This window comes from Sedimentitalea sp., from assembly GCF_039973035.1.
In the GTDB taxonomy this organism is placed as follows: domain Bacteria; phylum Pseudomonadota; class Alphaproteobacteria; order Rhodobacterales; family Rhodobacteraceae; genus Sedimentitalea.
Map to the genome: position 1 here is coordinate 285331 of NZ_JBDWLR010000042.1, position 12383 is coordinate 297713.

12 protein-coding genes and 1 tRNA gene are annotated in these 12383 nt (G+C 58.8%); 3 read left to right on the forward strand and 10 right to left on the reverse strand.

Features of this window, described 5'->3' with window-relative positions:
* Positions 1–36: 36 nt before the first annotated feature.
* The 8 genes from ABJO75_RS10050 to ABJO75_RS10085 all read right to left on the reverse strand — a co-directional run bounded on the left by ABJO75_RS10050 (position 37) and on the right by ABJO75_RS10085 (position 8419).
* On the reverse strand, positions 37–756 hold the full coding sequence (locus tag ABJO75_RS10050) for a carbon-nitrogen hydrolase family protein (RefSeq protein ID WP_348129742.1): 720 nt from the start codon (positions 754–756) through the stop codon (positions 37–39).
* 77 nt (positions 757–833) lie between these two features.
* Positions 834–2183: an APC family permease gene (locus ABJO75_RS10055; RefSeq protein WP_348129744.1), complete on the reverse strand. Its 1350-nt coding sequence runs from the start codon at positions 2181–2183 to the stop codon at positions 834–836.
* Between the two features lie 262 nt (positions 2184–2445).
* Positions 2446–3243, reverse strand: coding sequence for a helix-turn-helix transcriptional regulator (locus ABJO75_RS10060; RefSeq protein ID WP_348129747.1), 798 nt, complete (start codon positions 3241–3243; stop codon positions 2446–2448).
* Positions 3244–3744: 501 nt separating this feature from the next.
* Positions 3745–3819: transfer RNA gene (locus ABJO75_RS10065), tRNA-Glu, on the reverse strand.
* 78 nt (positions 3820–3897) lie between these two features.
* Positions 3898–5661, reverse strand: coding sequence for a single-stranded-DNA-specific exonuclease RecJ (recJ, locus tag ABJO75_RS10070; protein ID WP_348129750.1), 1764 nt, complete (start codon positions 5659–5661; stop codon positions 3898–3900).
* Between the two features lie 79 nt (positions 5662–5740).
* Positions 5741–6703: a class II fructose-bisphosphatase gene (gene glpX, locus ABJO75_RS10075; RefSeq protein WP_348129753.1), complete on the reverse strand. Its 963-nt coding sequence runs from the start codon at positions 6701–6703 to the stop codon at positions 5741–5743.
* Positions 6704–6739: 36 nt separating this feature from the next.
* Positions 6740–8026 (reverse strand): homoserine dehydrogenase, encoded by a 1287-nt coding sequence (locus tag ABJO75_RS10080; protein ID WP_348129756.1) that lies wholly within the window; start codon positions 8024–8026, stop codon positions 6740–6742.
* 78 nt (positions 8027–8104) lie between these two features.
* Positions 8105–8419: a hypothetical protein gene (locus ABJO75_RS10085; RefSeq protein WP_348129759.1), complete on the reverse strand. Its 315-nt coding sequence runs from the start codon at positions 8417–8419 to the stop codon at positions 8105–8107.
* Between the two features lie 102 nt (positions 8420–8521).
* Here ABJO75_RS10085 and ABJO75_RS10090 point away from each other — a divergent pair, with 102 nt between their 5' ends.
* A complete protein-coding gene (locus tag ABJO75_RS10090) occupies positions 8522–9109 on the forward strand; it encodes a TetR/AcrR family transcriptional regulator (protein WP_348129762.1) in 588 nt (195 codons plus the stop codon).
* Positions 9110–9149: 40 nt separating this feature from the next.
* Here ABJO75_RS10090 and ABJO75_RS10095 read toward each other — a convergent pair whose 3' ends face one another.
* On the reverse strand, positions 9150–10061 hold the full coding sequence (locus ABJO75_RS10095) for a pirin family protein (protein ID WP_348129764.1): 912 nt from the start codon (positions 10059–10061) through the stop codon (positions 9150–9152).
* 225 nt (positions 10062–10286) lie between these two features.
* Between ABJO75_RS10095 and ABJO75_RS10100 the strand changes: the two genes are divergently transcribed.
* Complete coding sequence (locus ABJO75_RS10100) at positions 10287–11237, forward strand: NAD(P)-dependent oxidoreductase (RefSeq protein WP_348130463.1); 951 nt, start codon at positions 10287–10289, stop codon at positions 11235–11237.
* Positions 11238–11304: 67 nt separating this feature from the next.
* On the forward strand, positions 11305–11775 hold the full coding sequence (locus ABJO75_RS10105; protein WP_348129767.1) for a hypothetical protein: 471 nt from the start codon (positions 11305–11307) through the stop codon (positions 11773–11775).
* A gap of 38 nt (positions 11776–11813) precedes the next feature.
* Here ABJO75_RS10105 and ABJO75_RS10110 read toward each other — a convergent pair whose 3' ends face one another.
* Complete coding sequence (locus tag ABJO75_RS10110) at positions 11814–12380, reverse strand: pilus assembly protein (protein WP_348129770.1); 567 nt, start codon at positions 12378–12380, stop codon at positions 11814–11816.
* Between the last annotated feature and the right edge of the window lie 3 nt (positions 12381–12383).

Consider the following 12383-nt stretch of genomic DNA (forward strand, 5'->3'; position numbering starts at 1 on the left):
CACCGCGAGGGTATCTAACACGGCTGAGAACGGGATTCAGGCCCGGTCGCCGATATCAACAACCAGAAGGCACTCAGATTGATGGCCGGCACGCGCCAAGTCGGTGCCGTCCGGCGCAACAACGCAACTCATCCCGGTATATTCATAAGTCTCGTCGTGGCCATGTAAGTTGGCGTAGGCAGTGGTGATATTATTCTCCAGAGCACGTGCGCGCAGCATCGTTTTCGGAACCTGCCAATAAGGGGCCATGTTGGCGGTCGGAACAAGTAGGAGATCGGCACCGTCTGCCGTGGCCTGCCGACCGAACTCGGGGATCTCAATATCGTAGCAGATGCCCAAAGCGATCTTGCGGCCTTTGTATGGGATTGTCGGCACCGAATGACCGACGGAGAAGAGTGATTTTTCGGCGTCTCCGAAGAGATTGATCTTTCGATAATTTGCCAATATCGCGCCGTCGCCGCCGATCATTACGGCGCTGTTATAGACGGTGGCGTCGGCGGCTTCCGGATAACCCAGAACGATAGCGCAACCCGTGTCGGCGGCGATGTTCTGCGCTTCGGTTACGGACGGGCCATCAAGCGGCTCGGCAAGTTCATGGGTTTCGTCGCCTGTATTGTAGCGCGTCAGATACAACTCCGAGCAAACGAGGATATCGGCACCGGCCAGCGCGGCAACATTGGCAACCTCGCGCAATCGCGCCAGGTTCGCTTTCTTGTCGGCACGGACTGGCTGCGATTGGAATATGGCAAGTTTCATCAGGTCAACTCCGTATCAGATATTGCGTCGGATGGTCGACCTACACAAACGGTAGGTCGACCATCAAAGCAGATGGTTCAGGCTTCTGCAAAGTTGACATCGGGCGGCGGTCGGGAAAAACCACGGGTCAAGTAGGCGAGATACAGCACGCCCAGACCCAACCAGATGCATCCCAGCGTGATCGCTTTTCCGTCGAGGTTGATGAGCAGGTATAGATTGAAAACTGCTCCCAAGGCCGGAACGATCAGACCTGTCAGAACGCCAGTGTCACGCACCGCTTCATGCTTTTTGAGAACAAGCAAGATCACCGACAGGTTGACAAAGGTGAATGCGAGGAAAGCGCCAAAGTTGATGAAGGATGTGGATGTTGCGACGTCCAGATAGAGCGCCATCAAACCGACCAGGCTGGCGAGAACCAGGTTGTAGACCGGCGTGTTGAAACGGGGGTGAATGTAACCGAACACCCGTTTCGGCAGCACGTTGTCGCGGCCCATCGCATAGAGCAGCCGTCCGACCGAAGTCTGCGCGGCGAGGCCAGATGCGAATTGTGCAATGATCAGGCCGATCAGAAAAATCGCTGCGAAGACATCTCCGCCGATATTGGTGGCAATAACAAATGCCGCCGCATCGACATTCTCAAATGTGCTACTCGGGTGGGCAAGCTGGGCGAAATATGCCGCAGCTACAAAGATGGCCCCACCGATCAGCGCGATAAGCATGATCGCGCGCGGCATGTTCCGCTTCGGTTCGATGGTTTCTTCGGTCAGGGTGGTCACCGCATCAAACCCGAGAAAGGAATAGGCAGCAATTGCGGCACCGGCGAAAGCGAACGAGAATTTGACGTCGGCATTAAAGAAAGGCTTTGCCGAAATCAGCCCGCCGACACCTTGCGCCGCAGTGACATAGTGGATGCAGAGGAGAATGAAGGCCGCAACCATCAAGCTCTGCATGATCATGAGGACAAAGTTCACCTTGCTGGCAAAGGCAATGCCGATGATGTTGATGACCGTCGTGACAAAGATGAAGCCAATCAACCAAACCTGGGTCGGAATGGCCGGGAAGGCTTCGCCCAGATAGGCCGCACCGATTAGCCAGATCACCATGGGCAGAAAGAAGTAATCCAGCAGCACAGCCCAACCGACGATAAAGCCGATGTTGGAGCCTATGGACTTGCGCGCATAGGTGTAGGCCGATCCTGCGACCGGAAAGATATAAGCCATCTTGCCGTAGCTGACGGCCGTCAGAAGCACGGCACAAAGTGCAAGAAGGTAGGAAGTCGGCACCATGCCATGGCTGACTTCGGACAAAACGCCGAAGGTGCCGTACACGATCATAGGGGTCATATAGGCAAGGCCGAACAGGACAACGGCCCAAAGGCCAAGTGTCCTTTTCAGATGACCCTGCGCTTCTGGGGTGGTGGTGTTCATGGGACTTCCTCCATTGGAGTCTTATTGCGATTACACGAATTTTTGGTAACTCAATATTCTGGAGAAAATCATATCAATGGCAGAAATAGGGGTATATAACCCCGATGTGCTATAGCGACCGCATCGCCCCAAACGGTCCTTCAGCCGCCGCCAGAGCCCGGTTGATGTTGATTTAGCCCAAACTTGACGCGCGAAGGCTGAGTCCAGCGCCTTCGTCCAGGTGATGGGCACGTGGCGGCCCCTGATCCGGTCTATTTGCCCGTCAGAGCAGGGGCAGGATCATGGAAAAAAGCTCTGCCTGCGAAGTGACGCCGCATCGTTGATAAAGCTGACGACGGAATACGCGGACGGTGTGCCAGCTGATACCAAGTTCAGCGCTGATCGACTTTGCCGAATGGCCGCGCAAGATCAGCACGGCAACCTGAGCTTGTCTTGCGGTAATGTCGATTGCGTTGCGGGATTTCAGACGGCGGCGCAGGTCGTTGATGGGATCGCCCGAACGGGCGGCCTTAGATCTGCGGAACGTCGCCGACCTGTAGCGGGTTTCGAGCAAAGCTGAAACCACGGGAGCAATGCGACGGGCTCTCCTGATGTCAGCCTTGCTGAAAGACAATCCTGACGTTTCATCCCGTCCGATGCAAATATTCAGGGTCCAGCCATTGGCCGGATAGGCGAAAAAGGCGATCTCGTCCAGAAGCGTCGTGCGTTCGTAGTATTTCTTGAAATAGGCTGTGCTGCGAAACTTGTCAGGGGCCACATCGCTCAGACTGTAGGCACCGGCCTGCACCGCGTTGCAATGCGCGATATAAAACGGATCAAGTAGGTAATGCGACTGAACATAATGCGTTTCGATTTCGGCATGGACGCGCGGCGACTGACTTTCGTGTGAGAGAACCACCGGCCGCTCGGCCGCGAAATAGGCGATAAGCAGGTAATTGTCGAAGGCAACGTTGCTGGCGAGGAACTTACTGATAGCCGACTGAAATTCCAACTCGTCTTGCGCACTGATCGCACTTCCCAGATTGGTCCAGATGTCGGGAGAATTGTGATCAACAGTCATAGTGCCCGCCGCACGTAAAAGCCAAAGTTACCGTACAAATTCCTTGCGTCAAACCTCAAGGGGGCTGGCTGCAATCTGCGATTGTTGCACGGCTTCAATCTGTCCGACCAGGTTGCCCATGACCCCCTCAGCGATTTCTAGCGTCATGCACACGGCGTATGAATTGCTCCCAAGTATTTGCGGCACATTTGGTTCGGTGTTGAGCGCACAGAGACAGGTGCGCAGGATCGAATGAACGTCAAGCGCGACATGGTTGGCTCGCTAAGCTCGATCGTTCATACCCTCACCGCTAACCAGGCCGCTGCCACAATCGCGCGGGCGATTCTGGATTGCGTCGGTCATGCCCGTTTTGTTTCGAGAGTAAGCTGGAAGGGATCGGCCAGCAGATTCTGAGTAATCGAGGCAAGCACGCCCAACTTTTGCGCTGTCGTGGGAAAATTGGTGGGACGATTTCGAGTCGCTTCGAAATAGTCTGACTTTTCAATATGCTGGGAAGGCAACTGGCAGCCCGTAGGGGAATCGAACCCCTCTTTCCAGGTTGAAAACCTGGCGTCCTAACCGATAGACGAACGGGCCAGTGTTGGTGATCGGTTCATTAGGCAATAGCTTCCGGGGGCGCAAGAGAAAAAATACGGAAATCAGTAAGAAAGTGGTTTAGCGGGACGACGACGCGGATTGCGACGGCGCGGCGTCGTCAAGGCGCAGTTGCGGAGTCTTTCGTCCGCGCCAAATATTGACCTCAAGACGCCCCGCTACGTGAAAGCGTGCGCCCCCGTGTTCCACCATGCTTTGTCCAAGCGGGGTGTCGAATGCGCCAAAGGCAATGGCGTCCAGTGAGCCACCCATTCCGTCGCCAAGCGAGAGTTTGAGGTGGGATTCTCCAACGCGTCGGGCATGCTTGACCTGGAGGTCGGGCAAGGCAAAGCGGGGGGCCGATGCACCTGCGCCGAATGGTCCGGCCTGTTCGATTTGCTCGATCAACTCAATCGTCACGGCCTTGGGCATCAAGACGCCATCGAGCCGCAGATCGGCGGGACCAGCGGTGCCTGCACCCTGCCGGGCGAGGAGGTCGGACAGGCGCTCCATGGCCTCTGGCAAGCGATCTCGGGCCACGGTGAGACCAGCAGCCATCTTGTGGCCGCCGCCCTTGATCAATAGCCCTTCGGCCGCGAGACGCTGGATCGCAGCCCCCAGATCGACGCCTGCCACAGAACGGCCGGATCCCTTGCCTTCGTCTCCATCCAGGCCGATCACAATCGCCGGTCGGTTCGCCGCGTCCTTGAGCCGGGAAGCGACGATACCCACGACGCCCGGATGCCAACCTTCGCCAGCGGCCCAGACTAGCGGGGCGTCCAACCCGCGCCCTTCGGCCTGTTCCATCGCTGCCGCGCGCACAGCGCTTTCGATATCGCGGCGTTCGGTGTTGAGCTTGTCCAGTTGTTCCGCCAGCGCTTCGGCCTCCGCCGAGGAATCCGTTGCCAGCAGGCGCGCGCCCAGATCCGCTTTGCCAATACGCCCGCCCGCGTTGACCCGTGGTCCGAGCAGAAAACCCAAATGATAGCTGCTGGGCGCGGAATCCATGCGCGAAACATCCGACAGCGCCACCAGTCCGGGGCGTTCGCGGCGGGCCATGACGCTCAGCCCCTGGCGCACCAATGCACGGTTGGCGCCGATCAGCGGGGCCACATCGGCAACCGTGGCCAGCGCCACCAGATCCAGCAGTCCCATCAGGTCGGGACCCGGTGGCATGTTGGCTTCTCGCATCTGGCGTGCGGTTTCCACCAGCATGAGAAACACGACCCCGGCGGCGCAGAGGTAGCCGATATCGCCACTTTCATCTTGCCGGTTCGGGTTCACGACAGCCAACGCCGGGGGCAGGGTTTCGCCGCCGAGGTGATGGTCCAGAACGATGACATCGGCATCTTTGGCGGCTGCGATTGCCTCGTGTGAAAGCGTGCCGCAATCGACGCAGATGATCAGATCGTGCGCGGAGGCAAGCTGGGTCATGGCCGGGACGTTCGGACCATAGCCTTCGTCGATGCGATCGGGGATGTAGAGTGTAGAGGCGAGCCCCATCTCCCTTAGCCAGACGATGAGAAGTGCGGCAGAGCTTCCGCCATCCACGTCATAATCCGCAAAAACCGCGATGCGCTGACGTTTACGGACCGCCTCCAGAAACCGGGCAGACGCGCTCTGCATGTCGCGCAGGCTGCGTGGGTCGGGCAGCAGGTCGCGCAGGCGTGGCGAAAGAAAGGCTTCGGCCTCTGCGGAGGGTACGCCGCGCCGGGTCAGCACCTGACACACAGACCGGGGCAGGGCGGTGCCCTGCATCATCGCATCCGTGGCGCGTTCGGTTTCAACATCCGGCCCGATCCAGCGACGCCCGGTCAGTGAGGACTCGATGTCGAGAAATGCCAAAACGAACCTCTGTTGCTGGAGTGCTGGCGATCACCCGGAGCGGCGCAGTTGTGCCCCTCCGGATGTCTAGAGGTCTGGTTCAGACCGGTGTCCGGTATTCCATGCGACGGACGGAACCGGTCTTTGAGCGCATCAACAGCGTTTGGGTGGTCAGCCAGCCCGGCTCGCGTTTAATACCTGCCAACAGGGTACCGCCAGTGACGCCGGTGGCGGCAAAGATCACGTCCTGTTTTGCCATCTCGTCACGGGTATAGATTTTGTCCAGATCGGTGATCCCGGCCTTGGTGGCGCGGCCTTTTTCATCGTCATTGCGGAACAACAGGCGGCCCTGAATCTGACCGCCCATACATTTCAGCGCAGCAGCGGCAAGGACACCCTCAGGCGCACCACCCTGGCCCATATACATGTCGATTCCGGTAACCTGTGCCTCGGCGCAATGCATGACGCCAGCCACATCACCATCGGTGATCAGCCGGATCGAGGCGCCGGTGCTGCGCACTTCTGCGATCATTTCCTCATGGCGGGGACGCTCAAGGATACAGACCGTGATGTCAGAGGGTGCGCACCCCTTTTCCGTGGCCAGAGCAGAGACCCGCGTGGCAGGCGGCATATCAAGGCTCACCAGTCCTTCGGAATAGCCGGGCCCTATGGCCAGCTTGTCCATATAGACGTCCGGGGCGTGCAGCATCGAGCCACGGGGGCCCATGGCGATCACGGTCAGGGCATTGGGCATGTCCTTGGCCGTTAGCGTGGTCCCTTCGAGAGGGTCCAGCGCGATGTCGACACCCGGTCCATTGCCCGTTCCGACTTCTTCGCCGATATACAGCATCGGGGCTTCGTCACGTTCGCCTTCACCGATGACCACGACCCCGGCGATATCCAGCAGGTTCAGCTGTTCGCGCATGGCGTTGACGGCGGCCTGATCTGCGGCCTTTTCGTCGCCCCGCCCAATCAGCGATGCAGACGCAAGCGCCGCCTGTTCGGCAACGCGGGCAAGGCCCAACGACAACATGCGATCGTGGAATTCATTGGATTCGGTCATCAAAAGCTCCTGTTTCGGGCAACGGTCAATAAGATATCATACACTCTCGATGCGCAGCGCAACCGGGGGAGACGCGATAACATCGGTTTTTTGCATTTCGTCCAGCGCCTCGTCCAGCGCGGCACGGGTCGTCTTGTGTGTCACAAACAGAACCGGTGCTGTCGAGTCAGAGTGGCCATATTGGCGCATTCTGTCGATGGATACGCCCGCATTGCCGAGGATTGTCGCGATCTTGGCCAGCGCACCCGGTTTGTCGAGCAGCGCCATGCGCAGATAATAGGGTGCAGGCAAGACCGCACGCGCCGAAGGGGCATCCATCAGGGTCGCGGCAGGTTGCCCGAAAGTCGGCAACCGAAAGCCACGTGCCAGATCGCAGACATCGCCCATGACGGCGCTCGCCGTTGGGCCTTCGCCAGCGCCGGGACCGCGCAGTACGATCTGTTCCACCGCGTTGCCTTCGATGACGATCATGTTGGTGCCGCCTTCGAGCTGCCCGAGCGGAGAGGAGGCGGGCACCAGACAGGGTTGCATGCGCTGTTCCAGCCCGCGCCCTGTGCGCTGAGCCACACCCAGAAGCTTGATGCGATACCCCATGTCAGAAGCCTGACGGATGTCGTCGATGGTAATCCGCTGGATACCTTCCAGTTCGATGCCGTCAAAATCAGGTCGGGTGCCGAAGGCGATGGAGGCTAGCAGCGCCAGTTTGTGTCCGGCGTCAATGCCGCCCACGTCCAGATTGGGATCCGCTTCGAGATAGCCGAGATCGCTGGCTTCCTGAAACACCTCGTCATAGGGCAGACCGGCATTTTCCATGCGGGTCAGGATGTAGTTGCAGGTGCCGTTCATGACGCCCATTACACGGGTAATCTCGTTCGCGGCCAGCCCCTCGGTCAGGGCCTTGATCACCGGGATGCCACCGGCAACGGCGGCCTCGTACCGGATCACACGGCCTGCGGTTTCGGCGCGCTCGGCCAGTGCCTGACCATGAATCGCCAGCATCGCCTTGTTGGCCGTCACGACATCCTTGCCTGCGTCGATCGCGGCTTCGGTGGCGTCCTTGGCCGGGCCGTCAGTGCCGCCCATCAATTCAACGAAAACATCCACGTCGTCGCGTTTGGCCAGAGCGACCGGATCGCTCTCCCAGGCATAGTTGCCCAGGTTGACACCCCGGTCCTTGTTTGCATCCCGTGCTGAGACGGCAGTGATCTGGATGTCGCGCCCGGTACGGGCCGACAACAGGGCGGCCTGGCTGCGAATGATCTTGACCACGCCCACACCAACGGTGCCCAAACCGGCTATTCCAAGCCGCAGAGGTGCTGTCATGAACCTGTCCCTTGTTCTTGTTTCTGGCTGTGCCTTAGCGGGTTCGGTGCAGGGGCGCAACGCGACACATGCCGTCGATCACCCTTCGACCCCGGCCCGCATCCGCGCCTCGGTTTCTTCGTCCACAACTGTGGCGTTGTTCAGTCTGCGCGCGCGCTCCTGCAAGGCATCCCGGCGGCTTTCCAAGTCTTGTCGCACATCGTCGCTGCGTTCTTTGGGCTCGGGCAGGGGGATCAGCAGGGTTTCGATAGGCGCAAGCGCCGGATAGTCGGCGCTCTCAAGACTTGCAGACAAGGTATCATCCAGTTGCGGAATTTGCGCACAGCCTGCCACCAGCAAGGCTGGGCCAATGACCCGCACCCAGGCCTTGGGTCCTCTGGACTGTGATGACATCAGCACCTCTCATGTCGCGATCTGAACAACGTGATGCCCGTTTGGCGTTTCTGGTGCAAGCAGGGGTTTTATCTGAACATATGTTCAGATAGCATCCTTGGCATGGCTCGTACCACCGGTTCACATTCCGATATCACCGGACCTCGTATTCGCGAGGTTGCAATGCGCCTTTTTGCCCAGCAAGGATATGCCGCCGTATCGATGCGCCAGATTGCCGCCGGCGTCGGGGTGCAGGCCGGAGCCCTTTATAATTACACGCCTGACAAGCAAAGCCTGTTGTTCGGCCTGATGCAGGGCCACATGCAGGATCTGCTGACAGCGCGGGCGGAACGGGATCGGCCCGAAGATCCGCTTGCCCAACTTGAGGATTTCACCCGCTTCCACATCGCGTTTCATATGGAGCGGGCAGATGCAGTGTTTGTCTCCTACATGGAGCTGCGCAATCTTGACGATGAGAATTTCGCGACCATCGAATCCTTGCGCCGTCGATATGAGGATGAGCTCGAACAGATCCTGCGACAGGGAGTCTCCACCGGTATTTTCTCCGTGCCGGACACCAAGATCGCGACGCTGGCTTTGATTGCCATGCTGACAGGGGTCAATACATGGTATCGAACCGGAGGCAGATTGTCGGTCAAAGAGGTCGAAGCGATCTACTGGGATATGGTCCGCAAGGCTGTTGCGCCCTGAATAAAGGCGCAACAGTTATCATCAATGATGGGCGGTGGTGCTAATGGGCGGCTTGCACAAAAGTTCCGTTGCGCAGATCCTTCATCGCCTGCCTTAGTTCCGCCTGCGTGTTCATGACGATCGGCCCGTGCCAGGCAACGGGTTCGTCAATCGGAGCCCCCGAGATCAACAGGAACCGAACGCCTTCGGGACCGGCCTGAACAGTGATCTCGTCGCCGGTGCCGAACCGCACGAGCGTCCGGTCACCAGACAGATCGCGGATATTGACCTCTTGGCCGGCCACTTCCTTTTCCAGCAGAATGCCAGTTGGGTCCGAGGCATCGACAAAGGCTGCTGCCCCTTCGAACACATAGGCAAATGCCCGGCGATAGGTGTCGATGCGAAACGTCTTGCGCACGCCTGCGGGCACCGACACGTCAAGGTATTGAGGGTCGGCCGCGATGCCATCGACAGGCCCGGTCTTGCCCCAGAATTCACCTACGATGACGCGCACCCGCGTGCCGTCGTCATCTATGACCTCGGGGATGTTCGCAGCGCTCACATCCTGATAGCGGGGTGCGGTCATTTTCTGCGCGGTGGGAAGATTGCCCCAAAGTTGGAACCCGTGCATCTGCCCGGTGGCGTTCCCGTGCGGCATTTCCTGATGCATGATGCCCGATCCGGCGGTCATCCATTGCACGTCACCAGCCCCAAGCGTCCCGGCGTTGCCAAGCGAATCGCCGTGATCGACGCTGCCGGACAGCACATAGGTGATGGTTTCAATCCCGCGATGCGGATGCCAGGGAAATCCCTTGATGAAATCTTCTGGCCGGTCATTGCGGAAATCATCGAACAACAGGAATGGGTCGAGTTCGGTCGGATCCTGAAACCCGAAAGCGCGGTGCAGCTTTACGCCGGCACCTTCCATGGTCGGTATCGCCTTGCGAGTTTCGAGCGTTGGTCTGAGGGACATGGTTCTGACTCCTGCGCTGTGTTTCGTTAAACAAAAGATAGGTGTGAAATGATGCTTCGCAAATGCCGTTCCCAAACTGGACCTGTGCGTAGATGCGCAGAGAACCCAATGGAGCGAAGGGTAGTTCGACGCGGTGACGTTTCGGGATTATAAGGTCGCAAATGGATCAGACCGTGGCGATTTGACAGAACAGGCTTTGAGGAATTTGTCAGGGGAGACGGCATGATGCGCGTTGGATTCGTTGGATTGGGAAATGTCGGTGGCAAGCTTTCGGGGAGCTTGCTGCGCAACGGGATCGACCTGTCGGTCCATGATCTGAATCCGGAGCTTGTCGACGCGTTTGTCGCGCGCGGCGCAGTCGCCGGGGGCAATCCTGCGGCCATGATGCGGGACTGCGATGTGGTGATTACCTGTCTGCCAAGCCCGGCAGCCAGCGATGCGGTGATGTCCGAAATGCTGGAAGAGGTCGGTCCGGGCAAGATCTGGTTGGAAATGTCCACCACTGACGAGGCCGAGGTCAGGCGATTGGGCGATGCAGTACAGGCGCGGGGTGGTGCAGCCGTTGACTGCCCGGTATCCGGCGGGTGTCATCGGGCCGACAGTGGCAACATCAGCATCTTTGCCGGGTGTGCGCGTCCAACGTTTGAACGGGTTCTGCCTTTGCTGACCACGATGGGGCGACGTGTTCTCCATACCGGCGATCTCGGCAGCGCCAGTGTTCTCAAGGTGGTGACCAACTATCTCGCCACCGCCAATCTGGTCAGCTGCGCCGAGGCGCTGGTTGTGTCCAAGGCCGCTGGCATGGATCTGAACGTGGCCTACGAGGCGATCCGGATCAGTTCCGGGACGAGTTTCGTGCATGAAACCGAAAGCCAGGTGATCCTGAACGGCAGCCGCGACATTTCATTCACCATGGACCTAGTAGCCAAGGACATCGGCCTGTTTCAACAGGTGGCCGATCGTGCCGGAGTACCCTTGGAGATCAGCCCGAAACTGATCGACATCTTTGCGGATGGTATCGAACGCTTTGGCTCGCGTGAACTCTCGCCCAACATCATCCGGCGCCTTGAGGAAGCCACAGGCCTCGATATCCGCGCGCCCGGATTTCCGACTGAGATGGTTGATGATGAACCCGAAGAACCCGGCGCTGAGGTCATCATCGCGCGCGATGGATAGAGACCGCCTGTACATCGAGCATCGGACTGCGATATGCGCCTTGTGACGCAATCGGCAGGAGGTCGCCATGCAATCGGATGTTATCGCAGTGGTAGAGGCCACGGCGTTTCGGCGCTGGATGGCGGTGGCGACGCTTGTCGGTGTCTCGGTGCTTTTGATCTATACCGGGGTGCAGGCGGGGTCGTCAGCGTTGCTGAGCGTCTTTGCCATAGCGCTTGGGATATTTTCTCTGGTCATTGGTGCGCGGCTCTATCAGGCAACCCGGCATCGCATTGAGCTGACCAGCGAAGGCTTGCGGGACAGCAGCGGCATTTCTATCGCCAGACTGGACGAAATTGCGTCCTTGGACCGGGGATTTCTTGCATTCAAACCTTCAAACGGATTTGTGCTGCGCACCCATGCACCAAGTGGGAAAATCTGGCGGCCCGGTCTGTGGTGGCGGATTGGTCGTCAGGTCGGCGTGGGCGGCGTCGTACCGGGGCATCAGGCCCGTTTCATGGCGGACCGTCTCGCGGAACTCGTCGCGGCGCAGCGCTGATCGAGGTCAGTAGAGATGTTGCAGTTCGGTACGAGTGTTCACCCGAGACTGCTTTGCCCGTCCCACTTGATCTGATCGACGAACCGGGGCCGGGTAAACACAAAGTTCTCCAGCTTGGTTTTTTCCATGCCGATCCTGAACAGCGGGGTGAACGTGTTTTCCGTCTCTACCAGGATAACGATCTCATTGTCTGGCATGGTGGGGAGCCTGCCTGCATACTGGCTGACCGTTCCGTCGTTCATCTCGCCCGGAAAACCACGGTTTGCCGACCAGTTGACGTGATACCGGTTCTCGGATTCGTCCCAGCGGATGACTGATATGCGCAGTGCAATGTCGCTCGGCGTGTGGGTCATCATCCCAAAGAGTTCGTACATGCTGTCGACGTAGGCGTCGTTGATATCAGTCGTTTCCCGAGAAATCAGATCGCTGATCGTATAGGCCGCTTTCAGGTTCGCGGTGCTTTGATGATAGCCGTCAAAATAGACGTAGGACGCCATGAACGCCCAGAATACAAACGGCATCGCAAGGATGAATTCTACGGTCACGCTGCCGCGCGTGTCGTTCCAGAAATTTGCGAGAAAGGTGCGGAGTTGTGCAGGTCGCATGGT

What these genes read in the sequence shown, in the direction of transcription:
- ABJO75_RS10050 (WP_348129742.1), bottom strand. Translation starts at nt 756, where the DNA reads ATGAAACTTGCCATATTCCAATCGCAGCCAGTCCGTGCCGACAAGAAA.
- ABJO75_RS10055 (WP_348129744.1), bottom strand. Translation starts at nt 2,183, where the DNA reads ATGAACACCACCACCCCAGAAGCGCAGGGTCATCTGAAAAGGACACTT.
- ABJO75_RS10060 (WP_348129747.1), bottom strand. Translation starts at nt 3,243, where the DNA reads ATGACTGTTGATCACAATTCTCCCGACATCTGGACCAATCTGGGAAGT.
- glpX (WP_348129753.1), bottom strand. Translation starts at nt 6,703, where the DNA reads ATGACCGAATCCAATGAATTCCACGATCGCATGTTGTCGTTGGGCCTT.
- ABJO75_RS10080 (WP_348129756.1), bottom strand. Translation starts at nt 8,026, where the DNA reads ATGACAGCACCTCTGCGGCTTGGAATAGCCGGTTTGGGCACCGTTGGT.
- ABJO75_RS10085 (WP_348129759.1), bottom strand. Translation starts at nt 8,419, where the DNA reads ATGTCATCACAGTCCAGAGGACCCAAGGCCTGGGTGCGGGTCATTGGC.
- ABJO75_RS10090 (WP_348129762.1), top strand. Translation starts at nt 8,522, where the DNA reads ATGGCTCGTACCACCGGTTCACATTCCGATATCACCGGACCTCGTATT.
- ABJO75_RS10095 (WP_348129764.1), bottom strand. Translation starts at nt 10,061, where the DNA reads ATGTCCCTCAGACCAACGCTCGAAACTCGCAAGGCGATACCGACCATG.
- ABJO75_RS10100 (WP_348130463.1), top strand. Translation starts at nt 10,287, where the DNA reads ATGCGCGTTGGATTCGTTGGATTGGGAAATGTCGGTGGCAAGCTTTCG.
- ABJO75_RS10105 (WP_348129767.1), top strand. Translation starts at nt 11,305, where the DNA reads ATGCAATCGGATGTTATCGCAGTGGTAGAGGCCACGGCGTTTCGGCGC.
- ABJO75_RS10110 (WP_348129770.1), bottom strand. Translation starts at nt 12,380, where the DNA reads ATGCGACCTGCACAACTCCGCACCTTTCTCGCAAATTTCTGGAACGAC.